The organism is Tropicimonas omnivorans (assembly GCF_031846565.1).
GTDB classification, from domain to species: domain Bacteria; phylum Pseudomonadota; class Alphaproteobacteria; order Rhodobacterales; family Rhodobacteraceae; genus Tropicimonas_B; species Tropicimonas_B omnivorans.
Genome location: NZ_JAVRHL010000002.1, coordinates 348,127 through 371,286 on the forward strand (window position 1 = coordinate 348,127; position 23,160 = coordinate 371,286).

The 23,160-nt window shown below is 67.8% G+C and carries 22 protein-coding genes; 5 read left to right on the plus strand and 17 right to left on the minus strand.

Features of this window, described 5'->3' with window-relative positions:
* Window positions 1-7: 7 nt before the first annotated feature.
* A complete protein-coding gene (locus tag RM543_RS07025) occupies window positions 8-1,714 on the minus strand; it encodes a bifunctional sulfate adenylyltransferase/adenylylsulfate kinase (RefSeq protein ID WP_311691332.1) in 1,707 nt (568 codons plus the stop codon).
* Between the two features lie 258 nt (window positions 1,715-1,972).
* The gene (gene trxB, locus RM543_RS07030) at window positions 1,973-2,983 is read right to left on the minus strand and encodes a thioredoxin-disulfide reductase (RefSeq protein WP_311690181.1); all 1,011 of its coding nucleotides are present in this window, start codon (window positions 2,981-2,983) and stop codon (window positions 1,973-1,975) included.
* Between the two features lie 179 nt (window positions 2,984-3,162).
* Between trxB and RM543_RS07035 the strand changes: the two genes are divergently transcribed.
* Complete coding sequence (locus RM543_RS07035; RefSeq protein ID WP_311690182.1) at window positions 3,163-3,663, plus strand: Lrp/AsnC family transcriptional regulator; 501 nt, start codon at window positions 3,163-3,165, stop codon at window positions 3,661-3,663.
* 4 nt (window positions 3,664-3,667) lie between these two features.
* Here the strand turns inward: RM543_RS07035 and RM543_RS07040 are convergent, their stop codons facing one another.
* From RM543_RS07040 to RM543_RS07090, 11 genes are all read right to left on the minus strand, one after another.
* Complete coding sequence (locus RM543_RS07040) at window positions 3,668-4,426, minus strand: TIGR02186 family protein (protein ID WP_311690183.1); 759 nt, start codon at window positions 4,424-4,426, stop codon at window positions 3,668-3,670.
* The gene (locus RM543_RS07045; RefSeq protein WP_311690184.1) at window positions 4,423-5,334 is read right to left on the minus strand and encodes a sulfite exporter TauE/SafE family protein; all 912 of its coding nucleotides are present in this window, start codon (window positions 5,332-5,334) and stop codon (window positions 4,423-4,425) included. The genes RM543_RS07040 and RM543_RS07045 overlap by 4 nt, the downstream gene beginning before the upstream one ends.
* 70 nt (window positions 5,335-5,404) lie before the next feature.
* Window positions 5,405-6,370, minus strand: a complete 966-nt coding sequence (locus tag RM543_RS07050; protein ID WP_311690185.1) for an ABC transporter permease — start codon at window positions 6,368-6,370, stop codon at window positions 5,405-5,407.
* Between the two features lie 97 nt (window positions 6,371-6,467).
* On the minus strand, window positions 6,468-7,622 hold the full coding sequence (locus tag RM543_RS07055) for an ABC transporter permease (RefSeq protein WP_311690186.1): 1,155 nt from the start codon (window positions 7,620-7,622) through the stop codon (window positions 6,468-6,470).
* A complete protein-coding gene (locus RM543_RS07060; protein ID WP_311690187.1) occupies window positions 7,622-9,247 on the minus strand; it encodes an ABC transporter ATP-binding protein in 1,626 nt (541 codons plus the stop codon). Before RM543_RS07060 ends, RM543_RS07055 begins: the two co-directional genes overlap by 1 nt.
* Window positions 9,248-9,317: 70 nt before the next feature.
* A complete protein-coding gene (locus RM543_RS07065; RefSeq protein ID WP_311690188.1) occupies window positions 9,318-10,316 on the minus strand; it encodes a BMP family lipoprotein in 999 nt (332 codons plus the stop codon).
* A gap of 166 nt (window positions 10,317-10,482) precedes the next feature.
* Window positions 10,483-10,923: a GNAT family N-acetyltransferase gene (locus tag RM543_RS07070; protein WP_311690189.1), complete on the minus strand. Its 441-nt coding sequence runs from the start codon at window positions 10,921-10,923 to the stop codon at window positions 10,483-10,485.
* Window positions 10,920-11,573 (minus strand): tRNA (adenosine(37)-N6)-threonylcarbamoyltransferase complex dimerization subunit type 1 TsaB, encoded by a 654-nt coding sequence (gene tsaB / locus RM543_RS07075; RefSeq protein WP_311690190.1) that lies wholly within the window; start codon window positions 11,571-11,573, stop codon window positions 10,920-10,922. Before tsaB ends, RM543_RS07070 begins: the two co-directional genes overlap by 4 nt.
* Entirely contained in the window at window positions 11,566-12,135 is a 570-nt protein-coding gene (locus RM543_RS07080) for a NifU family protein (RefSeq protein ID WP_311690191.1), read from the minus strand. Before RM543_RS07080 ends, tsaB begins: the two co-directional genes overlap by 8 nt.
* Before the next feature lie 150 nt (window positions 12,136-12,285).
* The gene (locus RM543_RS07085) at window positions 12,286-12,741 is read right to left on the minus strand and encodes a universal stress protein (protein ID WP_311690192.1); all 456 of its coding nucleotides are present in this window, start codon (window positions 12,739-12,741) and stop codon (window positions 12,286-12,288) included.
* A 67-nt stretch (window positions 12,742-12,808) separates the two neighbouring features.
* Window positions 12,809-13,669 (minus strand): branched-chain amino acid aminotransferase, encoded by an 861-nt coding sequence (locus RM543_RS07090; protein WP_311690193.1) that lies wholly within the window; start codon window positions 13,667-13,669, stop codon window positions 12,809-12,811.
* A 229-nt stretch (window positions 13,670-13,898) separates the two neighbouring features.
* Between RM543_RS07090 and RM543_RS07095 the strand changes: the two genes are divergently transcribed.
* Entirely contained in the window at window positions 13,899-14,219 is a 321-nt protein-coding gene (locus RM543_RS07095) for a hypothetical protein (protein ID WP_311690194.1), read from the plus strand.
* A 139-nt stretch (window positions 14,220-14,358) separates the two neighbouring features.
* Here RM543_RS07095 and trpS read toward each other — a convergent pair whose 3' ends face one another.
* Entirely contained in the window at window positions 14,359-15,396 is a 1,038-nt protein-coding gene (trpS, locus tag RM543_RS07100) for a tryptophan--tRNA ligase (protein WP_311690195.1), read from the minus strand.
* Between the two features lie 79 nt (window positions 15,397-15,475).
* On the opposite strand from trpS, the gene RM543_RS07105 reads away from it, so the two are divergent.
* Complete coding sequence (locus RM543_RS07105) at window positions 15,476-16,165, plus strand: rhomboid family intramembrane serine protease (protein WP_311690196.1); 690 nt, start codon at window positions 15,476-15,478, stop codon at window positions 16,163-16,165.
* A gap of 3 nt (window positions 16,166-16,168) precedes the next feature.
* On the opposite strand, the gene murJ is transcribed toward RM543_RS07105, so the two are convergent.
* The 3 genes from murJ to RM543_RS07120 form a co-directional block, all read right to left on the minus strand.
* Window positions 16,169-17,713: a murein biosynthesis integral membrane protein MurJ gene (gene murJ / locus RM543_RS07110; protein ID WP_311690197.1), complete on the minus strand. Its 1,545-nt coding sequence runs from the start codon at window positions 17,711-17,713 to the stop codon at window positions 16,169-16,171.
* Window positions 17,714-17,804: 91 nt separating this feature from the next.
* Complete coding sequence (locus tag RM543_RS07115; protein WP_311690198.1) at window positions 17,805-20,642, minus strand: [protein-PII] uridylyltransferase; 2,838 nt, start codon at window positions 20,640-20,642, stop codon at window positions 17,805-17,807.
* Window positions 20,602-21,783, minus strand: a complete 1,182-nt coding sequence (locus tag RM543_RS07120; RefSeq protein ID WP_311690199.1) for a penicillin-binding protein activator — start codon at window positions 21,781-21,783, stop codon at window positions 20,602-20,604. Before RM543_RS07120 ends, RM543_RS07115 begins: the two co-directional genes overlap by 41 nt.
* Before the next feature lie 74 nt (window positions 21,784-21,857).
* Between RM543_RS07120 and rsmI the strand changes: the two genes are divergently transcribed.
* Both rsmI and RM543_RS07130 read left to right on the plus strand, forming a co-directional pair.
* Window positions 21,858-22,760: a 16S rRNA (cytidine(1402)-2'-O)-methyltransferase gene (gene rsmI, locus RM543_RS07125; RefSeq protein WP_311690200.1), complete on the plus strand. Its 903-nt coding sequence runs from the start codon at window positions 21,858-21,860 to the stop codon at window positions 22,758-22,760.
* Between the two features lie 25 nt (window positions 22,761-22,785).
* Complete coding sequence (locus RM543_RS07130) at window positions 22,786-23,157, plus strand: YraN family protein (protein WP_311690201.1); 372 nt, start codon at window positions 22,786-22,788, stop codon at window positions 23,155-23,157.
* The last annotated feature ends 3 nt before the right edge of the window (window positions 23,158-23,160 follow it).

The window sequence follows — 23,160 nt, forward strand, 5'->3', positions numbered from 1 at the left end:
GCAGCTATCAACCTGCGACGAGGCCCATGCCTTCGAGCTTGAGCAGGACCTGGTGGGCACAATGGTCCACGTCGGACCCTTCGGTGTCCAGCCGCAGTTCCGGCGTCTCGGGGACGTCGTACGGGTCGGAAATCCCGGTGAACTCCTTGATCTTGCCTTCACGGGCGAGCTTATAGAGACCCTTCCGGTCCCGCCGCTCGCATTCCTCGATCGAGGTCGCGACATGGACCTCGACAAAGGCGCCGTGCTCCTCGATCTCCTCGCGCACGGCACGGCGGGTCGTGGCATAGGGCGCGATCGGCGCACAGATGGCGATGCCGCCGTTCTTGGTGATCTCGGAGGCAACGAAGCCGATCCGGCGGATGTTGAGATCCCGGTGCTCCTTGGAGAAGCCGAGCTCCGACGACAGGTTCTTGCGAACGACGTCCCCGTCGAGCAGCGTCACCGGGCGCCCGCCCATCTCCATCAACTTCACCATCAGCGCGTTCGCGACGGTGGACTTGCCGGAGCCGGAGAAGCCGGTGAAGAAGACCGTGAAGCCCTGCGCGGCCCGCGGCGGACGGGTCCGCCGGAGTTCCTGCACCACTTCGGGGAAGGAGAACCACTCGGGGATCTCCAGTCCCTCGGCGAGACGGCGGCGCAGTTCGGTGCCGGAGATGTTGAGGACGGTCAGGCCGTCCTCGATCTCGTCCGCCGGTTCGTACTGGGCGCGCTCCTGCACGTAGACCATGTGCTTGAAGTCGACCATTTCGATGCCGATCTCGTCCGCGTATTTGCGGAACAGCTCCTGCGCGTCGTAGGGGCCGTAGAAATCCTCACCAGCGCTGTTCTTGCCCGGCCCGGCATGATCCCGGCCGACGATGAAGTGCGTGCAGCCGTGGTTCCGCCGGATCAGCCCGTGCCAGACGGCCTCCCGCGGCCCGGCCATGCGCATCGCGAGGTTCAGCAGGGACATGGTCGTCGTCGCGGCGGGGTACTTGTCCAGCACCGCCTCGTAGCAGCGGACGCGGGTGAAGTGGTCGACGTCGCCCGGCTTCGTCATGCCGACGACCGGGTGAATCAGAAGGTTCGCCTGCGCTTCCTTGGCGGCGCGGAAGGTCAGTTCCTGGTGTGCGCGGTGCAGCGGGTTCCGCGTCTGGAACGCCACGACGCGGCGCCAGCCCATCTTGCGGAAGAAGGCGCGCAGCTCGTTCGGCGTGTCCCGGCGGGCCTTGAAGTCGTAGTGAACGGGCGGCTGGATTCCGGTGATCGGACCGCCGAGATAGACGGAGCCTGCCTTGTTGTGCAGGTAGTTCACCGCCGGATGAGCCGAATCGTCCGCGCCGAAGACCTTCTCGGCCTCGCGCGCCTTGTCGGGCACCCACTTGTCGGTGACGGTCATGGTCGCGAGGATGACGCCCTCGGCGTCGCGGAGCGCGATGTCCTGTCCCTCTTCGATGGTGGCCGCGAATTTCTCGGTCACGTCGAGGGTGATCGGCATCGGCCAGAGCGCACCGTCCTTCAGCCGCATGTCCTCGACGACGCTGTCGTAATCCTCCTGGCCGAGGAACCCCTTGAGCGGGTTGAACCCGCCGTTCATCAGCAGTTCCAGATCGCAGGTCTGGCGCGGGGACAGGTCCCAGGAGGGCAGATCGCCTGCCTCAACCTTCAGCTTCTGGGCGCTTTCGTACGAAACGTAGAGTTCCGGAATGGGAGCGAGGTTCTGCAACTGCATCTTGGCCACTTCACTATCTTGTGCACCGGCAGGACAGTCCCGCCGCGCGTTGGTCGGCGGCTTAGTCGCCAAATACGGTAAATTTCAAGTTAACGAAGGGCCTTTCGGCGGAAAAACGGCGCAGATGATGCAGCTCGGCATTCGGGCGGAACGTGTGTTCTCGGATCGCGACGCGCAGGACAATTCCGTCCGTCCCGCGCGCCCGGTCTGCTTCGGGGAGTGGGCCCCCCGCGAACCGGGCCGGAGCCGCTCCTTCGATCACTCCGCCGGCGCGGTGCCCGGAACTTCGGCGCCGTAGCCGAGGGGCTCACTCTCGACCTTGCCATCCGTCTCGCCGATCTCCGCCAGGAAGCGCTCGGCCTCCAGCGCCGCCATGCAGCCCATGCCGGCACTGGTGACGGCCTGGCGATAGACATGATCGGTCAGGTCGCCCGCGGCGAACACCCCGGGAATCGACGTGGCGGTGCTGTCGGGCTTCGTCACGACGTAGCCGCCGTGATGCGTCTCGAGCTGATCCTTCACCAGTTCGCTCGACGGGGCGTGGCCGATGGCGATGAAGACGCCAGCGCAGTCCAGCTCACGCGTTTCCTTCGTCTCGGTATGAGCGAGGCGGACGCCGGTGACGCCCTCGCCCTCGGCGCCCAGCACCTCGTCGATGCCGTGATCCCAGATCACCTCGATCTTGGGGTTCCGGAACAGACGGTCCTGCAGGATCTTCTCGGCGCGCAGCATGTCCCGGCGGTGGACGAGAATGACCTTGCTGGCAAAGTTCGTCAGGAAGAGCGCTTCCTCGACGGCGGTGTTTCCGCCGCCCACCACGACGACCTCCTTACCGCGATAGAAGAAGCCGTCGCAGGTCGCGCAGGCGGAGACGCCGAAGCCCTTCCACTTCTCCTCGCTCGGCAGGCCGAGCCACTTGGCCTGCGCGCCGGTCGCGAGAATGACGCTCTCGGCGACATAGGTGGTCCCGCTGTCTCCCGTGGCGACGAAGGGGCGCGCCGAAAGGTCGATCTCGCGGATATGGTCCGAGACGATGTTCGTGCCGACCTCGCGGGCATGGGCCTCCATGCGCACCATGAGATCGGGGCCCTGGACCATCGCGTCGCCCGGCCAGTTCTCAACCTCCGTCGTGATCGTCAGCTGGCCGCCCGGCTGGATGCCCTGGACGAGGACCGGATCCAGCATGGCGCGGCTGGCATAGACGGCGGCGGTATAACCCGCCGGGCCGGAGCCGATGATCAGAACCTTGGTGTCGATGCGCGTTGTCATGGCCGAATTCCTCTATCACGCACCCTACCTAGAAATTGAATCCGGCGGCCGCAATGGCGGGGCAATCCTTGCGTCACGTCGACGCGGCCGGTTCCAGATCTTGCGCAGCGATGAACGAATCTTGCGCGTCACGCGTTTCATGGGGTACAGCGCGCTACTCTGTAACAGGGAGACTCCCAGTGGCCGGCGCCAAGCTCGACCCAATAGATCGCCAGATCCTCGCCGAACTCCAGGCGGACGGGCGAATGACCAACGTCGAACTCGCCCGCCGGGTGGGCATATCGGCTCCGCCATGCCTGCGCCGCGTGCGATCGCTGGAGGAGGCGGGTTACCTGCGGGGGTATCACGCGGACGTCAATCCAAGGGAGCTCGGCTTCGAGGTCCAGGTCTTCGTGATGGTCGGCCTCGGCTCCCAGGCGGATGCCGATCTCGCGACCTTCGAGGCGATGTGCCGAAGCTGGCCGCTCGTGCGCGAGTGCCACATGCTCAACGGCGAAATCGACTTCATCCTCAAATGCGTGGCGCCGGATCTGTCGGCATTCCAGTCCTTCCTGACGGGAGAGCTTCTAACCGCGCCGAAGGTGGAGAGCGTGAAGACGTCCCTCGTGATCCGCGTCGCCAAGGCCGAACCCGGCGTGCCGTTCGACGTGCTGGAAGAGCGGACCGCGCGGGGGCCCTGATCCCTCAGCCGCGCCGCCCGAAGGCCGCCGATGCGGCCCAGCCGGCAATCACCGCGATGACCACGGCAAGGATGCCGTAGACCAGTGGCTGTTCCTGCGAGAGATTGTAGACGAAGCGCTCTATTCCGACCTTCCGGACGCCGACGAGCCGCTCCAGCTGCGTCACCACGCGGCCTTCCCGAAGCAGGAAGATCCGCACCCGGTAGTTCCCTTCCTCGATGGAGGAGGGCAGCTCGAAGGTGGTGCGGAAGAGCGACTGCTCCGCGATCTGCACGGTGCCTTCCTGCATCGCGTAGAGGCCCGACGCCTCCCGGATGCGCACCAGAGCGTCGATGAATTCGCCCGACTGCTCGAAATGATCGGGGATGCCACCGGTGCGGATCACCCGCTCGACGGTCACGCGGTGGACGAGGTCCGAGCCGTCGGAGAGGATGTCGTCCAGCGGATGGCTCGTCGCGATGCGGTACACGGCGGGCGCGGCGGCGATATCGAAGGATTCGGTATTCACCCAGATTCCGGCCCGGCGCTCCGCCTCGCGCACGGTGACGGGATGCTGCGGCCCTTCGAGCGTGACGATGACGTCGACATCCTCGTCCTCCCGCTCGGCGCCGCCCCGCCGGATCGCCCCGAAGACGAGCAGCTCCGAGCCGTCGAAACTCGTGGTTATGGAGACGCGGTTCTGGCTGAGATCGGCGACGATGTCCTGCGCCGCGGCCAGCGACGGCAGAAGAAGCGACAGAAGGAGCAGGGCAAGGCGGCTCATAGCAGCACCGGCTGCAGGGAGAAGAGCTCGTCCGGTCGGATCAGGAGGTCCAGCGCGAGCTTGATGCAGACCGACAGGACGAGCAGCGCCAGGAGGACCCGCAATTGCTCGGCCTTCATCTTCGCGCCGATCCGCGTGCCGAACTGGGCCCCGATCACTCCGCCGATGAGGAGCAGGAGCGCCAGGGCGATGTCCACCGTCCGGTTCGTGGCGGCGTGGAGGATCGTGGTGAAGCCGGTGACGAAGATGATCTGGAAGAGCGAGGTGCCGATCACGACCTTCGTGGGCATTCCCAGAAGATAGATCATCGCAGGCACCATGACGAAGCCGCCGCCGACACCCATCACCGCCGACAGGATGCCCACGGCCAGCCCGACGATCGCGGGCGGGATGACGGAGATGTAGAGGCCGGAGACCCGGAAGCGCATCTTGAACGGAAGCGCATGGACCCAGCCGCGCTGACGCCGGGGCTTGGGCGGTGCGCGCCGGTTGCGGACCATCGCCCTGAGGCTCTCGACGAACATGAGCGCGCCAACTGCGCCGAGAAACACGACATAGCAGAGCCGGACCATCAGATCGACCTGACCGGCATTGCGCAGGATGTTGAAGAGCCACACGCCGATCGCCGCCCCGACGAGGCCGCCGCAGAGCAGGACGGTCCCCATCTTGAGGTCCACCGTGCGCCGCCTGAGATGCGCGAGCACCCCTGAGACGGAGGAAGCGACGATCTGGTTCGCCGACGTCGCGACCGCCACGGCGGGCGGAATGCCGACGAAGAACAGCAGCGGCGTGATCAGGAATCCGCCGCCGACCCCGAACATGCCGGACAGCACGCCCACAAGGCCACCGATCCCCAGAAGGAGGATGGCATTGACCGAGATTTCGGCGATGGGCAGGTAGATCTGCATGGCGCCTGATACGCCGATTTTCTGCCCTGCGGCAATGGGCGCCGGGGCAGAAAGCCCCCCTGTCGGCGGCTTAGCGTTCCTTAACGTAGGGCTGGCCGCCGGCCCGCGGCGGAATGGCCTTGCCGACGAAGCCCGCAAGGATGACGACGGTCAGGATATAGGGCGCCGCGTCCATGATCTGGGTCGGCAAGGGGATGCCGAAGATGTCGAGGTTCTGGTAGCGCAGGGCCAGCGCCTGCAGGAGGCCGAAGAGCAGGCAGGCGCCGAGCGCGTACCACGGCCGCCACTTGGCGAAGATGAGCGCGGCGAGCGCGATGTAGCCGCGGCCGGCGGTCATGTCCTTCACGAAGCCGGCCTGCAGGCCGGTGGAGAGGTAGGAGCCGGCGATGCCGCAGAGGAGGCCGGCGATGGCGACGGAGGCATAGCGCAGACCGACGACGCTGACGCCGGCCGTGTCCACCGCCGCCGGGTTCTCGCCAACGGCTCGCAGGCGCAGGCCGAAGCGGGTGCGGAAGAGGACCCACCATGTCAGCGGCACCGTGAGGAGGGCGACATAGACCAGGATCGAGTGGCCTGAGAGCAGGTCGGCATAGATCGGCCCGAGGATCGGCACATCTGCCAGCGCCTCGGCGAAGGGCAGCGTGACCGGCTCGAACCGCGCCCCGCCGAAGAGGGACGGCGTGCGACCGCCCTGACCGAACCAGGACTGCGCGATGAGGACCGTCATCCCGGCGGCGAGGAAGTTCAGCGCGACGCCTGAAATGAGCTGGTTGCCGCGAAAGGTGATGGAGGCGACGCCGTGGATGGCCGACAGCACCATCGAGGCGCCGATCGCGGCCAGGAGCCCGATCCACACGCTGCCCGTGGTGTAGGCGACGGCGCCCGACGCGAAGGCGGCGACGAGCATCTTGCCCTCGAGGCCGATGTCCAGGATGCCCGCGCGTTCGGAGAAGAGCCCGGCGAGACAGGCGAGGATCAGCGGCGCCGAGAGGCGCAGCGTCGAGTCGAGGATCTGCAGCAGGGTGGCGAAGTCCATCAGGTCCTCGATCTGGCGGGAAACGGGCAGGCGGAGCGGTCCCGCGCGGGGCGCGGGGCAGTCGTCGTCGCGAGGGTGCGGGCTGTCGGCTCCATCCTCATCGTGCCGCGGGCTCCGTCTTGGCCTCTGGACCGGCGGGAGGCTCGGCGCTCGCCTTCGCGGCGCGGCGGTCGCGGGCCCGCAGGAAGAGCGCCTCGATGGGCATCCGCACCATGTTGTCGAGCGCACCGGTGAAGAGGATCACGAGCGCCTGGATCACCACGATCAGTTCGCGCGGGATCGAGGTGAAGAGCGCGAGTTCCGCGCCGCCCTGGTAGAGGAATCCGAAGAGGATCGCGGCGAGGAGGACGCCCAGGGGATGCGAGCGTCCCATCAGCGCCACGGCGATTCCGATGAAGCCCGCGCCCTCGACGGAGTTCAGCACCAGCCTCTCCGCCTCGCCCATGACGTTGTTGATCGCCATCAGGCCGGCCAGCGCGCCGGAGATCATCATCGTCAGCATGATGATCCTGCGCGGCGAGATCCCGGCATAGACCGCTGCCGGCTCGGAATGGCCATAGGCGCGGATCTCGTAGCCGAGCCGGGTGCGCCAGATCAGGATCCAGACGAGAAGGCAGGCCAGAAGCGCGATGACGAAGGAGACGTTGGCGGGGCCGGCGCCGGAGAACGGAATGCCGATCGGGTTCAGCATCTCCGCCAGCGTCGGCAGGTGGGCGCCTTCGGTGAAGCGGGCCGTCGCGGGGTCCATCGAGCCCTGGGGCTTCAACGTGTTGACCAGGAGGTAGTTGAGGAGCGCCGCGGCGATGAAGTTGAACATGATCGTCGTGATGACGATGTGGCTGCCGCGCCAGGCCTGCGCCCAGGCCGGGATCGCGGCCCAGAACGCGCCGAAGAGCGCACCGCCCAAGATGGCGGCGGGCAGGGCCAGCGCCCAGTGCGGCCACGGAACCGCGAGGCACACGAGGGCGACGCCGAGGCCCCCGAGGGCCGCCTGACCCTCGCCGCCAATGTTGAAGAGCCGCGCATGGAACGCGACGGCGACGCAGAGGCCGGTGAAGATGAAGTTGGTCGCGTAATAGAGCGTATATCCCCAGCCATAGGTCGAACCGAGGGCACCCGAAACCATGGTCGTCAGTGCATCCCACGGGTTCTCGCCGATGCCGAGGATGACGAGGCCGGAGATCGCGAAGGCGAGGATGATCGAGATGACGGGGACGAGGATCACGTCCGCCCAGCGAGGCATCACGTCCATCAGTTCACCTCGCCGCGCTTGGATTTCAGCTGTTCTTCGACGACCTGCCAGTCGGGCTTGTCACCCGGAGCGTGGTCGATTCCGGCCATCAGGAGACCGAGCTCGCGCTCGTCCGTCTCCTCGGGCAGCCGTTCGCCCATGATCCGCCCGTCGAAGATCACCGCGATGCGGTCCGACAGGGCGAGGATCTCCTCCAGCTCCACCGACACGAGGATGATCGCCTTGCCGGCGTCCCTGAGCTCGACGATCCGCTGATGGATGAACTCGATGGCGCCGATATCGACGCCGCGGGTCGGCTGGCCTACGAGCAGGAGGGCCGGATTGCGCTCGATCTCGCGCGCAAGCACGATCTTCTGCTGGTTGCCGCCCGAGAAGTTCTTGGCCGCGAGCGCCGGGTTCGGCGGCCGCACGTCGAACCGCTCCATCTTGCCGGCGGTGTCTTCGCGCAAAGCGGCGTTGTTCATCAGGATACCGGAGCCGTAGGCGGGGTCGTCGTGATAGCCGAAACCGGTGTTTTCCCAGGCGTGGAAATCCATGATCAGCCCGAGGCGCTGCCGGTCCTCGGGCACATGGGCGATGCCGCGCCTGCGGCGCGAGCGCCCGTCCGAATGCTTGCCGGAGAGGTCGATTTCCTCGCCGTTCATCAGGACCGTGCCGGTCGCGGTGCAGGTGCCGCCGAGCACGTCGAGGATCTCCGACTGGCCGTTCCCGGCGACGCCGGCAATGCCGAGGATCTCGCCCGCGCGGACGTTCAGCGAGACCCCGCGCAGCCGCTCGACGCCCTTGTCGTCGACGACGCGCAGGTCCTTCACGTCGAGCACGGTCTCACCGGGCGTGGCCGGGGCCTTGTCGACCCTGAGGAGCACCTCGCGCCCCACCATGCGCTCGGCAAGGTCCTGCGGGCTGGTCTCCGAGGTCTTTACCGTCCCCGTCATCTCGCCGCGGCGCATGACCGAAACGGTGTCGGTGACTTCCATGATCTCCCGCAGCTTGTGGGTGATGAGGATGATCGTCTTCCCCTCGTCCCTGAGCCCGCGGAGGATGCGGAAAAGGTGATCCGCCTCGGCGGGGGTCAAAACGCCGGTCGGTTCGTCCAGGATCAGGATGTCGGCTTGGCGGTAGAGCGCCTTCAGGATCTCCACCCGCTGCTGCATCCCGACGCCGAGATTCTCGATCTTCGCGTCGGGGTCGACGTTCAGCTCGTACTCGGCGGCAAGCTGCGTCAGGAGCGTTCGTGCCCGCGCGAGGGAGGGCCGCAGGAGTCCGCCCTGCTCGGCGCCGAGGACGACGTTCTCCAGAACGCTGAAGTTCTCAACCAGCTTGAAGTGCTGGAACACCATGCCGATGCCGGCACGGATCGCTGCCTGGCTGTCGGGGATGTCGACCGGCTTTCCGCCAATCAGGATCTCTCCCCGGTCGGCCTTGTAGAAGCCGTAGAGGATCGACATCAGCGTGGACTTGCCGGCGCCGTTCTCGCCGATGATCCCGTGGATCGTGCCGCGGCGGATGTTCAGCGAGATGTCCTTGTTCGCCTTGACCGGGCCGAAGGACTTGGAGATGCCGCGCAGTTCGATGGCCGGTGGCGCATCGGCGGCAGCCTCGGCGGCGGGGGCGGTCTGCGTCATGGAGGGAGAGCTTTCGGACGGGGGAGGGCGGGCCGATCGCGGCCCGCCCGGGTTCAGGTGCCGGTCGCGATCAGAACGACAGGTCGGGGCAGCTGTCGTCCGAGGTGTAGTCGTGCACCTCGACGTCGCCGGAGATGATGTTCGCCTTCGCCTCTTCGACGCGGGCGGCCATCTCTTCGGTGATCAGCTCCTCGTTGTACTCGTCCACCGCGTAGCCGACGCCGTCATCGGCGAGGCCGAGGATCTGGACGGTGCCGGTCTCGAGATCGTCGCCCGACATCATCACGTCGTAGACGGCGTTGTCGACGCGCTTGGTCATGGAGGTCAGGACCTGGCCCGGATGCAGGAAGTTCTGGTTGCTGTCCACGCCGATGGAGAGGATGTCTTCATCCGCCGCGGTCTGCAGGATGCCGACGCCGGTGCCGCCGGCGGCGGCATAGATCACGTCGGCGCCCTGGCCGATCTGCGCGCGGGTCAGCTCGGAGCCCGTGACCGGGTCGTTCCACGCGGCCGGCGTGGTGCCGGTCATGTTGGAGATGATCGTGGCGTCGGGATTCACCGCCTTCACGCCCTGCGCGTAGCCGCAGGCGAACTTGCGGATGAGAGGCACGTCCATGCCGCCGATGAAGCCGACGGTATCCCCTTCGGAGGCCATCGCGGCCATGACGCCGACGAGGTAGGAGCCCTGGTGCTCGGCAAAGCCGATGGTCAGGACGTTCGGCGCATCGACATAGCCGTCGATGGTCACGAAATCGGTGTCGGGGTAATCCGGCGCGACCTGGCCGATCGGGTCGGAGAAGGCGAAGCCCGTGGTGATGATTGGGTTGGCCCCGGCCTCGGCGAAGCGGCGAAGGGCCTGCTCCCGCTGGGCCTCCGACTGCATCTCGATCTCGAGATACTCGCCGCCGGTCTCTTCGGCCCACCGCTCGGCGCCCATGTAGGCGCTCTCGTTGAACGACTTGTCGAACTTGCCGCCGAGGTCGAAGATCAGCGCCGGCTCGGCCAGTCCGGCCCCCGCGGTCAGAGCGGTTGCGGTGGCCGCCCCGAGCAATGTGCGCATCATGGTCATGGTCTTGTATCTCCCGGTTGTGTGCAGTCGGGGCCATCCCTTCGGACCTGTCATCGGTCATGCTTGAGGGAGGCCCGCCGCTGCCGGAGGATTAGGGCGCAGCGCCGCCGGACGGTCAACCATTTTTAAAGGACTTGGACGCCGGGGAACCGGGAGAGTACGGGCCTCAGCCCCTGGCCCGAGGCGTGGAAAGGGGCTTGGTGAGGACGAGGGCATCGATCAAGGCGCCGTCCGGGGCGCTGTAGTAGCGACCCCGCCGTCCGGCCTCGCTCCAGCCGCTCGCGTCATAGAGCGCACGGGCGGCGGCGTTGCGTTCCGAGACCTCGAGAAAGGCGGTCTCCGCGCCCCGGTGCCGCGCTTCCATCTCGAATTCCGCCAGTAGAGCGCCGGCCCGTCCCTGCCTGCGAAGCGCAGGGTCGACGGCAAGGGTCAGGAGTTCCGCCTCGCCCGCAATCGCGCGGCCGAGCAGAAATGCGGCATCGTCGCCGATGAGGAAGGCGCCGGGCGAACGCGCGAGGGAGGCGATCTCCGTGGCGGACCAGGGGCGGGGCGTCTCGAAGCACCGGACATGGAGCGCGGCCAGCCCCGCGGCGTCCTCCGGGATCACGGCAGTATGGCCGGGGGGGGATCCGAGGAGGGCGCCGCATCGGCGCGCCTGAGGTAGAGCGGGGCCGGACGCGTCAGGCCCTCCTGCGCATGACGGCGGAGCGCGATCCGTCCGATGGCCTCGGCGATGGGGAGGGCGGGCGCGGCGACGGACAGGCCAAGGCGTCCGGCGATCTCCTCGGCGAAGGGGCCGATGCAGACGGTGCCGGCCGGCGCTGCCGGGAGGCGGTCGAGCTCGGCGAGGCAGGGTTCAGCGGGAGCGCCGCCCTCGAAATCCTGAAGGTAGGCCGCGCCGCGCCGGCCGTCGAGACAGGAGCGCACCCGCCCCCCTGTCCCTTCCGCCAGGGCCTCCATCACGCCCACGCCGATCGCCGGCCGCCCGAGGGACAGCGCAAGCCCCCGCGCGGCGGAGACGGCGATGCGAATGCCGGTGAAGTTGCCGGGCCCCGTGCCGACGCCGATCGCGGTCACGTCCTGCGGCGATGCGCCGGCGGCGCCAAGGACTTCGGCCAAGAGCGGCATCAGTCGTTCGGCCTGACCGGTCTGCATCGTCTCGACACAGGCTGCCAGAACCCGGTGGCCCGACATGACAGCGGCCGCGCAATGCGCGGCCGACGTGTCGAAGCTGAGTATGAGGGGCCCCTCAGACACCGACGGGCCGAACCTCGGTCACCTCGGGAATGTAATGCCGCAGGAGATTCTCGATCCCCATCTTCAGCGTCAGCGTGGAGGAGGGGCAACCGGCGCAGGCGCCCTGCATGTGAAGGTAGACGACGCCGCGCTCGAAGCCGTGGAACGTGATGTCCCCGCCATCCTGAGCCACGGCGGGACGCACGCGGGTGTCCAGCAAGTCCTTGATCTGGCCGACGATTTCGCCGTCCTCGCCCTCGTGGACGGCGTGGCCGTCACCGGCGGCGGGGGCGGTGCCCTCGTCCATGACCGGCGCGCCGGACTGGTAGTGATCCATGATAGCGCCGAGCACGCCGGGCTTCAGGTGCTCCCACTCGCGGCCGTCTTCCTTGGTCACGGTGATGAAGTCCGTGCCGAAGAACACGCCCGTCACGCCGTCCACCCCGAAGACGCGGGACGCCAGCGGAGACTTCCCGGCGGTGTCCGGGCTCGGGAAATCGGCGGTGCCGGCATCGAGCACGGTCTGGCCCGGAAGAAACTTGAGCGTTGCCGGGTTCGGCGTGGATTCGGTCTGGATGAACATCGGACGGCCCCCTTTCGGCTTGGACCCTATATGCGAAGGGGCAGGCGGAATGTCAACGTTTCTGGAATGGTTCTAAAGAGAGCCCGCCCCCCGCAGGGGCGCATTCGCAGTCTTCCGAAGCATTCGCGCGGGGAAGGGCGCACCCGGCCCTCAGGTGACCGCTTCGAGCCGCTCCTTGGACATCTCTCCCGGAACGATGGTGATCGGGATCGGCAGGCTGCCTGCCGTGCGGGTCAAATGGGAGACGAGGGGGCCGGGCCCGCCCTTGCCCGTTCCTGCGCCGAGGACGAGGACGCCGATCTCGGAATCCGTCTCGACCAGCTCCATCAGTTCGGGAACGGCATCCCCTTCGCGGATCACCAGTTCGGGATTGATTCCCTGCCGGTCCCGCATCCACTTGGCGAAGACCTCGTAATGCGCCTCGATCCGCTCGCGGGCTTCGGCGCGCATCACGTCGCCGACGCCGATCCAGTGCTGGAACTCGTCGGTGGGAATGATGGCGAGGATCTGCACGCCACCGCCCGTCTTCGCCGCGCGCATCGCGGCGAAGCGCATGGCATTCAGACATTCGCGACTGTCATCCAGCACGACCAGGAACTTGCGCATCATCTCTCTCCGCTCCGCCGGCCATGATGACGTCTCGCGGGATGCTCGTCCACCTGATCCGCGACGCTCATCGCGAATGCGCCCAATCCCAGTATAGCTTTCGCGCGCGGCGCGTCATCGGTCCGTGCGCGTAGGTGACGTCTTCGAAGGCGGTGACGGGCGTCACCTTCATCATGTTGCCGGTGAGAAAGACTTCGTCCGCCGCGGCGACATCCTCGAAGCTCAGGACGGTCTCGATCACCTCGACCCCGTCCTCGCGCAGATTGGCGATGTGCCGGGCGCGGGTGATGCCGGCGAGGAACGTGCCGTTCGGCACAGGCGTTTTCACGACACCGTCCTTCACGATGAAGACATTGGCCGTCGCGGATTCGGCCACGTTGCCCGCCGCATCGGCGACGAGCGCGTTGCCGAAGCCTCTGGAGCGCGCTTCGGCCAGCATCCGCGCATTGTTGGGATAGAGGCACCCGGCCTTGGCATTGACCACGTTGGTCTCCAGCACCGGGCGGCGGAAGCGGGTGCGGCAGAGCGTGGTGGATGTGCCTTCGGGCGCCATCGGGATGCGCTCGAGGCAGATCGCGAAGCCCGTTGCCCCTTCCTTCGGCAGGACCCCGAGATCGCCACCCTCGAGCGCCCAGTACATCGGACGGATGTAGACGGCATCGTCCGGGGAATAGGCGGCGAGCCCCTCGCGGACGATATCCACCATTTCCGCGGCGTCCACGGTCGGGGTGATCATCAGCGCCTTGGCGGAGGCGTTCACCCGCGCGCAGTGAAGGTCGAGATCGGGCGCGACGCCTTCGAAGTAGCGCGCGCCGTCGAACACGGTCGAGCCGAGCCAGCTGCCGTGATCGGCCGCGCGCATGATCAGCGCGTCGCCGTCCTGCCAGCGCCCCTCGTAATAGGTGCGGATTGCGTCTCCGGTGGCCATCGGTTCCGTCCTCTGAAGTCTGCAGGCGACCGTATTGGCTGCACTGGCGGGATGCCAGCCCCGCCGCCGCGTCCCGCTGACGCGGCCGGGTTGCGGCTGGCTCGCTGCCGGTTGCGCGCTGGCCACACCTTTGGCGGGCAGAGGCGAATCGCCGCTGCCGGATGCGTGGACATCTTCGCGCGGCTGGGCTTAACCCCTCCTCGAACACCATCCGAAAGGTCCGCTCACGATGAAGAAACTCGCCCTGACCGCATCGGCCGTCATGCTCCTGTCCGGCCCCGCATCCGCGGATGCCCTGTTCAGCTTCGGCCTGAACCTCGCTCTCGGCGGTGGTGGTGGCTTCGGCGCCACGGCGGGCCTGTGGTCCACCGACCAGACGGACAGCATCGCCGGCGGCCTGACCGGGACCTACTACCTCGACACCGGCCTGTCCGGCATCGGCGCCAATGTCGGCTACGTCTCCGATGGCTGGGTCGGAAGCTTCGGCTACGACTTCCTGCGCGCCGAACCCACCGTCGGCCTCAACATCGCTAACACCGACGACGACTGACCCAGCGGCGGACCTCGTCCGCCGGGCGAAACGACCGGAGCGCCCTCCCGGACGGGACGGCGCTCCGTCCTTCAGTCGGGCGTGAGCCGGACGGAGGGGGCCCGCGCGGCGGCGGACCCTCCGGCCCCGGCGCGGCGTGTCAGCCGGCCGACAACCCGACGATCTCGTAGGCGCGCTTCACGATGGGCGCCGCGATCTCGCGGGCCTGCTCGGCGCCGCGGGCAAGGATCCGATCGATCTCGGCGGGATCGTCCGTCAGCCGCTTCATCTCGGTCCAGATCGGTGCGAGCTTCTCCACGGCAAGCTCGGCCAGCATGGGCTTGAACTGCCCGAATTGCTGACCGGCGAGTTCGGTCATCGCCTCGTCCATGCTCCGCCCCGACAGGGCGGCGTAGATGTTGACGAGGTTGCGCGCCTCGGGGCGGCCGTCCAGCTCCTTCGCCGTCCCGGGCAGGGGCTCCGGGTCCGTCTTCGCCTTCTTGATCTTCTTGGCGATGGTGTCCGCATCATCCGTCAGGTTGATCCGGCTCATGTCCGACGGATCGCTCTTGGACATCTTCTTGGAGCCGTCCCGCAAGCTCATCACGCGCGTCGCGGTCCCCTCGATCACGGGCTCGGTCATCGGGAAGAAGTCCGTCTCGTAATCGTGGTTGAACTTCGCCGCGATGTCCCGCGTCAGCTCCACGTGCTGCTTCTGATCCTCGCCCACCGGAACGTGCGTCGCGTGATAGGCGAGGATATCCGCGGCCATGAGGGCAGGGTAGGCGTAGAGGCCGAGCGAGGCGGCCTCGGCGTTCTTGCCGGCCTTGTCCTTGAACTGGGTCATCCGGTTCATCCACCCGAGGCGCGCGACGCAGTTGAAGATCCAGGCCAGCTGCGCATGTTCCGGCACGCGGGACTGGTTGAACAGAATGGATCTCTCGGGATCGACACCCGAGGCGATGAAGCCGGCCGCCGCTTCCCGAGTGGCATCGGCGAGGCGCGCCGGGTCCTGCCAGACCGTGATCGCGTGCATGTCCACGAGGCAGTAGATCGTCTCGTAGCCGCCGGTCTCCTGCATCCCGACGAAGCGCTGGATGGCACCGAGGTAGTTCCCCAAGGTCAGGCCGCCGGACGGCTGGATGCCTGAGAAGACCCGTTGGGTGAAGGCGGAGGATTCGGTCACGGGGGCGGACATTGGATCGGCTCCGGCTTTATTTCGCTGACAGGCTCGCTTACTTGGGGGCGCATTTCCCGTCAAGAAAGGCGGCGCCCGAATGGACACCGACCACGACGCTTCTCCCTTCAATCGCCTCCCGCCGGTGGTGCTGGCCCTCGCGGGCGCCATGTTCGCCGTCGAGATCTGGTTCGCCCTGAACTCCTCGGGCTTCGTCGCCGCGATGGGGCCGCCGCGCGATCTGCGCATCTTCGCGCTCGAACGGTTCGCCTTCTCCGGCGAGATCTTCGACTGGATGCTGGAGACACGCCGCTTTCCGCCCGAGCACCTTCTGCGCTTCGTGTCCTATCCCTTCGTCCACGGCTCCTTCACGCACATGGTCTTCGTCGCCGTCTTCGTGCTGGCGCTCGGCAAGATGGTGGCCGAGGTCTTCTCGCCCGTCGCGGTCGCCGTGATCTTCTTCGCCTCGGCGATCCTCGGGGCCTGCGCCTTCGGGCTGCTCACCAACGATCCGCGCCCGCTCTTCGGCGGATTCCCGGCGGCCTACGGGCTGATCGGCAGCTACACGTTCCTGCTCTGGGTGGGCTACGGCGCGCGAGGGGAGAACCGCTTCCGCGCCTTCACGCTGATCGGGTTCCTGATGGGGCTCCAACTCATATTCGGCGTGCTCTTCGGTGCGACGAACGACTGGATCGCGGAGATCACCGGCTTCCTGACGGGGTTCGTGCTGTCCGGTGTCCTCAGCCCCGGAGGCTGGTCCCGGCTCCTGGCCACAATCCGGACGCGCTGACCCTCAGCGCCCTCTCCGCATCGCGCCGGTGATCTCGGACAGCCGCGTCGCTCCGAGCCACTGGGCGAAGGCGAAGTAGCTGAGGATGCCGGAGGCGACGAGCCCGAGGAGCGCAAGATAGCGCCAGCCGCCTTGCGCAAGAGGCTCTCGCAGAAGCCAGGCGAGGCCGACGAGCAGGGCCGCCATCAGCAGCGCGGACAGGGCGATCCGGGGGATGCGGCGGCGCAGGCGGTCGTCCACGCGCGTCGCCTCCCCCATGCCCCGCGCACCCCTGACCAAGAGCGCCAGCATGATCCAGCCCGCAAGCGTCGTGCCGAGGGCCGCGGCGTAGAACCCGAGCCACGGCGCGAGCCCCAGCGCCACGCCGGCATTCACCACCATCGCCACCAGCGCGTAGTGAAACGGCGTTTTCGTGTCCGAGCGGGCGAAGTAGAGCGGCTGCCAGACCTTCTGCAGGACGAAAGCGGGCAGGCCTGCGCCGTAGATCGCGGTGACGATTGCCGTTCGCGCCGCCGCGGAGGCATCGAAGGCGCCGCGCTCGTAGAGCACGGAGACGATCGGACCGGGGATCGCCACGAGGGCTAGGGCCGCCGGAACGGTGAGGAGAAGCGCGAATTCCGCCGCCCGGTTCATCGCCGCCTTGCCGCCGACCGTATCCTCCGCCGCTATGCGCCGTGACAGGTCCGGCAGGAGCACCACGCCGATGGCGATGGCGATGACGCCGAGGGGCAGCTGGTAGAGCCGGTCCGCGAGGTTCAGGTACTGGATCGCGCCGTCGTAGTAGCTCGCCACCTGCCGGCCGACGAGCAGGTTGATCTGCATCACGCCGCCGGCGAGCATGGCCGGCCCCGCGATCCGCGCCAGCCGCTTCAGCTCCGGCGTGAGTTGCGGCCGCCGGGGGATCACCCGGAACCCCGCCTTCGCCGCCGCGATCCACAGGATCGCCAGCTGGGCGACGCCCGCCACCGGCACCGCGACCGAGAGCGCGAGGCCGTAGGGCCAGCCCGCCCAGCCCGCCGCGAGGACGGCCGTCACGAGGACCACGTTCAGCATGACCGGCGCCGCCGCGGCGGCCACGAAGCGTCCCGAAGCGTTCAGCACGCCGGAGAGGAGCGCCGCGAGGGAGATCAGGAGGATGTACGGAAAGCAGATCCGCCCGAAGAGGACGGCCATGGGAAACCGCTCATCCTCGGCAAACCCGCTCGCCATGGCGAGGACCAGCCCCGGCATCGCCACCTGCGCGATCAGCGTGAACACGATCAGGAGCGAGGCGAGGCCGGTCGCCGCGTCCCGCGCGAAGCCGAGCGCATCCTTGCCCGCCTCGAGCTTGCGCGCGAACAGCGGCACGAACGCCATGTTGAAAGCGCCTTCGGCAAAGAACCGGCGGAACATGTTGGGCAGCGAAAAGGCCACGAGAAAGGCCTCCGCCACCGGCCCGTCACCGAGCCGAGCGGCGATAATGATATCCCGCGTGAAGCCGAGCACGCGGGAGAGGAGGGTCCAGACCCCGACGGTCAGGAAGCCCGACATCAGACGAACGGGTTTCACGCGCGCGCCCCTTCACGTTTCACGAAGATGCCCCGTGAGGGGCGGCGGTGGGCGGAGCGCCCCGGGCGGGCACCGCCCGAAGACGACGGGTTCACCCCTGTCCCGCCCGGCGGGCGCCGTCGGCGACCGCCTCCCTCAGACGCCGTTCCAGCGCGGCTTGCTTGGACCGCGTGTAGAACTTCAGACCGAACAGATCCTTGACGTAGAACGTATCCACAACCTGCGCTCCATAGGTCGCGATCACGGCCGAGGCGATGTAGATGTTCGCCTCCGCCAATGTGCGGGTCAGGTCGTAGAGCAGGCCCGGACGGTCCCGCGTATCGACCTCGATGATCGTGTAGATCTCCGATCCGTCATTGTCGAAGGTGATCGACGTCGGGAAGCGGAATTCGCTGTTGCGCTTCTTCACCTTGTCGCGGGACACCAGCGCCTCGCGGGCGCTGACTTCGCCCTTGAGGGTGCGCAGGATCATCTCGTTCAGCCGCGGCAGGCGGTCCTCCTCGAACGGCGCGCCGTCCGCGTCCTGCACCCAGAAGATCGCCGTCGCCCAACCGTCCTTGCTGGTATAGGTCCGCGCATCCACCACGTTCGCCCCGACGAGGGCGAGCGCGCCCGCGAGACGGCTGAATATCCCCGGATGGTCCGCCAGGGCGAAACAGGCGCGGGTCGCGTCACGGTCCGCATCCGGGGTCAGGTCGATCCGGATATCGTCCGCCGGCAGCCCGCGCAGCATCCCGGCAAGCGTCGCATGGGCGGAGGTCGGAAGGCCCTGCCAGTAGGGCGGGTAGTGCCGCGCCAGTTCCGATCGCACGTCTGCCGCGGGCCAGTCGGACAGCGCCGCGCGCAGTGCGCGCTTCGCCTCAGCGCCGCGATTCTCCCGGTTCAGCGCTTCGAGGCCGTTCTCCAGTGCCTCGTCGGTCTGCCGGTAAAGGCTCCGCAGCAGCATGGCCTTCCAGTTGTTCCAGACGTTCGGCCCGACGCCGCGGATGTCGCAGACGGTGAGGACGGTCAGCAGGTCCAGCCGCTTCTTCGACTTCACCGCCTTGGCAAAGTCCCGCACCGTGCGGGGATCCGAGATGTCCCGCTTCTGCGCGAGGTCGGACATCACCAGATGGTAACGGACGAGCCACTCCACGGTCTCGGCCTCCTCGGGCTTCAGATGCAGCCGGGGGCAGACGGTCCGCGCGATGCGGGCGCCGACGACAGAATGGTCCTCCGGACGCCCCTTGCCGATATCGTGGAGCAGCATGGCAACGTAGAGCACCTTCCGGTTCACGCCGCCGTTCCGCAGGATCCCCGTGGCGAGGGGAAGATCCTCTTCCAGTTCGCCGCGCTCGATGGCCGCGAGCTGGCCGATGCACTGGATGGTGTGCTCGTCCACCGTGTAGCTGTGGTAGACGTTGAACTGCATCATCGCGACGATCGGGTCGAACTCGGGAATGAACGCCGCCAGGAGGCCCAGTTCGTTCATCCGCCGCAGGGCCGGTTCCGGGTTGCGATGCTTCAGCAGCAGGTCGAGGAAGATCCGCGAGGCCTCCTTCCGGCTGCGCACGGCGGCATCGATCAGGGTCAGGTTCGCCGCGATGATCCGCATCGCTTCGGGATGCAGGAGCAGCCCCGAGCGCAGCGACTGGTCGAAGATGCGGAGCAGGTCGAGCGGATGGTCCGGCAGCGTCTCCGGCTCCGAGAAGGTCAGACGTCCCTGTTTCACGTCGAGGCGCTCCGGCAGCTTCCGCCGCCGACGCCGCTTGAGGAAACCGGCGATCGTACCCTCGGGCTTGAGATGGATCGCCTCGAGCGCCGTCAGGAAGATCCGCGTCAGCTCCCCCACGCGCGTCGCGTGGCGGAAGTAGTCCTGCATGAACCGCTCGACCGCCCGGCGCCCGGCACTGTCGCTGTAGCCCATCCGGGCGGCGACCTCGACCTGCAGATCGAAGGTGAGCTGATCCATCTCCCGCCCGGTGATCAGGTGCAGATGCGCGCGAACGGCCCAGAAGAACGTTTCCGCCTCGCGGAAGGCGCCGTACTCGGCCTCGGTGAAGACGCCGAGGGCGACGAGCTCCCGGATGCGGATGACGCAGTGGACGTACTTCGCGATCCAGTAGAGCGATTGCAGGTCCCGCAGCCCGCCCTTGCCCTCCTTCACGTTCGGCTCGAGCATGTAGCGTTGCCCGCCCTGGCGCTTGTGCCGGGCGGAGCGCTCCTCGAGCTTCGCGGCGATGAACTCCTTCGCGGTGGTGCTGAACAGCTCCTCCCAGAGCCGTTCGAACAACTCGACCGACAGCGCCTCGTCCCCCGCCACGGGGCGCAGTTCCAGCATCGAGGTCCGGATGGTGAAGTCTTCCTTGCCGAGCCGGATGCACTCCTTGACCGTCCGCGCGGCGTGGCCGACCTGCAGCTTCAGGTCCCACAGGATATAGAGCATCGTCTCGATGACGCTCTCCGCCCAGCCGGTGATCTTCCACGGCGTGAGGAAAAGCAGGTCGACATCCGAATGCGGCGCCATCTCGGCGCGCCCGTAGCCGCCGGCGGCGAGGACGGAGAGGGATTCGCCCTTCGTCGGCGATTGCCGTGGGTGGATCATCTCGGAGGAGACACGGAACGCCTCCTGGACGAGCGCGTCGGTCAGCCAGGAATAGGAGGCGACGAGCGCCGCCGACTCCTTCGGCGCGGCCTCGAACACGGTCTGGATCGCAGTCCGGCCACGTCGTCTGGCCCGCGCGAGGACCTGGGTGACCGCGTTGCGTCCGCCGGCCCCCTCGCGCGGGTCCTCGATGTCCGAGAGCGCCTCGGCGATCTCGGAGCGCACGGCATCACGGTCGAAAATGGCAACCGCCGGACAGATGAGGCTGTCCGGCGGGATTGTGACGTAGGCAGACGGGTCCGGTTCAGAAACCGGCGCCGCCAAAGCCTCTGGGAGCAGGGTCAACGACAACCACCGTGTTGTTGCGGATCTGGGCGACGGCGAGCGCCCGCTGATTGGTGCCGTCGTTGCGCAGGCGGAAGATGCCGCCCGTGCCGGTGAAGCCCGAGCCCTGCGTCAGGGCGGAGCGGGTCAGCGCATTCGAGCCACGCTGCTCGACGAGGGCGCCGATGGCGGCGATCCCGTCGTAGGCGAGGCCCGCAAGCGGATGCGGATCGCTGCCGTAGGCGGCACGGTAGCGCCGCTGGAACGCGGTGGTGGTGTTCGGATCGGGCAAGGCGAACCAGGACCCCTGAAGGCCCGGCTGGCTGAGCGCCGAGGACGGAATGTCGAGCCGGGCCAGACCGATATACTGCGCGGCAGAGGCGCCGAGGCCGTTCTCCGGCAGGAGCTGGGCGAGGAGCGGCATGGCGCCGGCATTGTCCGAGGTGAAGAAGACCGCGTCGGCGCCTGCCGCACGGGCCTGCGAGGCGATCTGCGGGGCGGCGGAGGCGACGCCCTGCTGGCTGACGGTGAAGCGGGATTGGCCGGCGAGGCTCGCGCGGGAGCTGCCGATGGCGTTCACGATGGCCTGCCGGCCGACTTCCTCACCCGGCGAATCGCCGGCCACGACGTAGATGTTCCGGCGGCCGTTCCGCGCCGCGTAATCGACGAGGCGATTGGCGGTATTGTCGAAGGTATTGCCGAGCAGGAACAGGTTGCCGCCGGCGATCTCGGCATTGTTGGAGAAGGACAGGACGTTCACGCCCTCGTCGGCCACGGCGACTGCGGCGGCATTCGAGGCGCCGGAATAGAGCGGGCCGAGAAGGATCTTGGCGCCCTCGGCGACGGCGGTGTTCGCGGCCTGCGCGGCCCGTGCGTCGCTTCCGCCGGTCGAATAGGTGCGCAGGTCGATCTCGACGCCGTTCAGGTCGGCCATCGCGAGGCGCGCGGCGCGCTCGAGGGACTGGGCGACCTGCGCGTCCTGCGGGTTGCCCGATCCCGTCGGGATCATCAGGGCCACGGGAACCGGCGCGCTCGCGTCGATGGAGGGGCCCGAGCCGCCACTCGTGATCGGCAGCGGTCCGCACGAGGCGAGAAGGACGATGGAGGCCAGAGCTGCGAAGCGGGCTAAGGCCGTTCGGGGGATGTCCAGGACGGCGGTCATGGGCTAGGTCTCACTCTTCCGGAGTTCGGCAATTGGGTCGGACGGGAGCCTAGGTGACGGGGGACGGCAAGTAAATGACGGACGAGACCGATCAGACCGGCTTCGAGGCCAGCGCCGGCGGAACACCTGCCCGGCAGGTCGCTCTCGCGCCGGGCCTCTATCTCGTTGCGACGCCCATCGGTTCGGCCCGCGACATCACCCTGCGCGCGCTCGATATTCTCGCCTCCGCGGATACGATCGCCGCCGAGGACACCCGCACGGCCCGGCACCTGATGGAGCTGCATGGCATAAAGGCGCGGGGGCGGCGGATCGTTGCCTACCACGACCACAGCTCCGAAGGGGACCGCGCGCGCCTTCTCGGCCTCGTCCGGGACGGCGGCTCCGTCGCCTGCGTGTCCGAGGCGGGCACGCCCCTCGTCGCCGATCCGGGGTATCGATTGGTGAAGGACGCGGTGGCCGAGGGGCTTCCCGTCACTGCCGCGCCCGGCCCGTCCGCCGCGCTTGCAGCGCTGTCGGTGTCCGGCCTGCCGAGCGACCGCTTCCTCTTCGCCGGGTTCCCTCCCAGCAAGGGGGCGGAACGGCGCAAGGTGCTGGAGGAACTGGCGAATATTCCCTCGACGCTGGTGCTCTACGAAAGCCCGAGACGCATAAAGGGTTTGTTAGCGGACCTGGTGGATATTGCAGGAGCGGATCGGAAGGCCGCGATCTGCAGGGAGCTGACGAAACGATTCGAGGAGGTGATCCGCGGCACTCTTGCGGAGCTCGCGGAGGCCGTCCCGGACAAGGGCCTGCGTGGTGAGGTCGTTCTGGTGCTGGACAGGCCGCTCGCGCGGCCGATCGATCAGGAGGAAGTCGACGCTGCGCTTCTGGACGCGCTCGAGCGTCTTCCGATGAAGGCCGCCGCCTCCGAGATCGCCATGCGGTTCGGGACGGCGAAGCGGGACATGTATCAACTGGCGCTCCGCCTGAAGGGCTGAGCGAGACGGGGATCGGAGCCGGTCCATGGCAGGAGGGAAACGGGAGACGGGGCGCGTTTCCTGGTATGGCGGTCGCGCCGCCGAGGACGCGGCGGAGCGCGCGCTCGAAGAGGCCGGCCTGTCCATCGAGGCGCGGCGCTGGCGCGGGGCAGGCGGTGAGATCGATCTCGTGGCTCGGGACGGTGAGACCTATGTCTTTGCCGAGGTGAAGAGCGCTCGCTCCCACGAGGAGGCGGCATGGCGGCTCGGAGCGCGGCAGATGGCCCGCATCGCCGCGGCGGCTTCGGAGTATCTCGCCAGCTCGCCGAACGGGCTGCTCAGCGACGCCCGCTTCGACGTGGTGCTCGTCGATGGGACCGGGCGGACGAAGATCCTTCGCAACGCGTTCACCGCCTGATCT

Bases quoted from the DNA above. Each gene is read 5' to 3' on its own strand.
- RM543_RS07025 (WP_311691332.1), bottom strand. From the start codon at position 1,714: ATGCAGTTGCAGAACCTCGCTCCCATTCCGGAACTCTACGTTTCGTAC.
- trxB (WP_311690181.1), bottom strand. From the start codon at position 2,983: ATGACAACGCGCATCGACACCAAGGTTCTGATCATCGGCTCCGGCCCG.
- RM543_RS07040 (WP_311690183.1), bottom strand. From the start codon at position 4,426: ATGAGCCGCCTTGCCCTGCTCCTTCTGTCGCTTCTTCTGCCGTCGCTG.
- RM543_RS07045 (WP_311690184.1), bottom strand. From the start codon at position 5,334: ATGCAGATCTACCTGCCCATCGCCGAAATCTCGGTCAATGCCATCCTC.
- RM543_RS07050 (WP_311690185.1), bottom strand. From the start codon at position 6,370: ATGGACTTCGCCACCCTGCTGCAGATCCTCGACTCGACGCTGCGCCTC.
- RM543_RS07055 (WP_311690186.1), bottom strand. From the start codon at position 7,622: ATGGACGTGATGCCTCGCTGGGCGGACGTGATCCTCGTCCCCGTCATC.
- RM543_RS07060 (WP_311690187.1), bottom strand. From the start codon at position 9,247: ATGACGCAGACCGCCCCCGCCGCCGAGGCTGCCGCCGATGCGCCACCG.
- RM543_RS07065 (WP_311690188.1), bottom strand. From the start codon at position 10,316: ATGACCATGATGCGCACATTGCTCGGGGCGGCCACCGCAACCGCTCTG.
- RM543_RS07080 (WP_311690191.1), bottom strand. From the start codon at position 12,135: ATGTTCATCCAGACCGAATCCACGCCGAACCCGGCAACGCTCAAGTTT.
- RM543_RS07085 (WP_311690192.1), bottom strand. From the start codon at position 12,741: ATGCGCAAGTTCCTGGTCGTGCTGGATGACAGTCGCGAATGTCTGAAT.
- RM543_RS07090 (WP_311690193.1), bottom strand. From the start codon at position 13,669: ATGGCCACCGGAGACGCAATCCGCACCTATTACGAGGGGCGCTGGCAG.
- RM543_RS07095 (WP_311690194.1), top strand. From the start codon at position 13,899: ATGAAGAAACTCGCCCTGACCGCATCGGCCGTCATGCTCCTGTCCGGC.
- trpS (WP_311690195.1), bottom strand. From the start codon at position 15,396: ATGTCCGCCCCCGTGACCGAATCCTCCGCCTTCACCCAACGGGTCTTC.
- RM543_RS07105 (WP_311690196.1), top strand. From the start codon at position 15,476: ATGGACACCGACCACGACGCTTCTCCCTTCAATCGCCTCCCGCCGGTG.
- RM543_RS07120 (WP_311690199.1), bottom strand. From the start codon at position 21,783: ATGACCGCCGTCCTGGACATCCCCCGAACGGCCTTAGCCCGCTTCGCA.
- rsmI (WP_311690200.1), top strand. From the start codon at position 21,858: ATGACGGACGAGACCGATCAGACCGGCTTCGAGGCCAGCGCCGGCGGA.
- RM543_RS07130 (WP_311690201.1), top strand. From the start codon at position 22,786: ATGGCAGGAGGGAAACGGGAGACGGGGCGCGTTTCCTGGTATGGCGGT.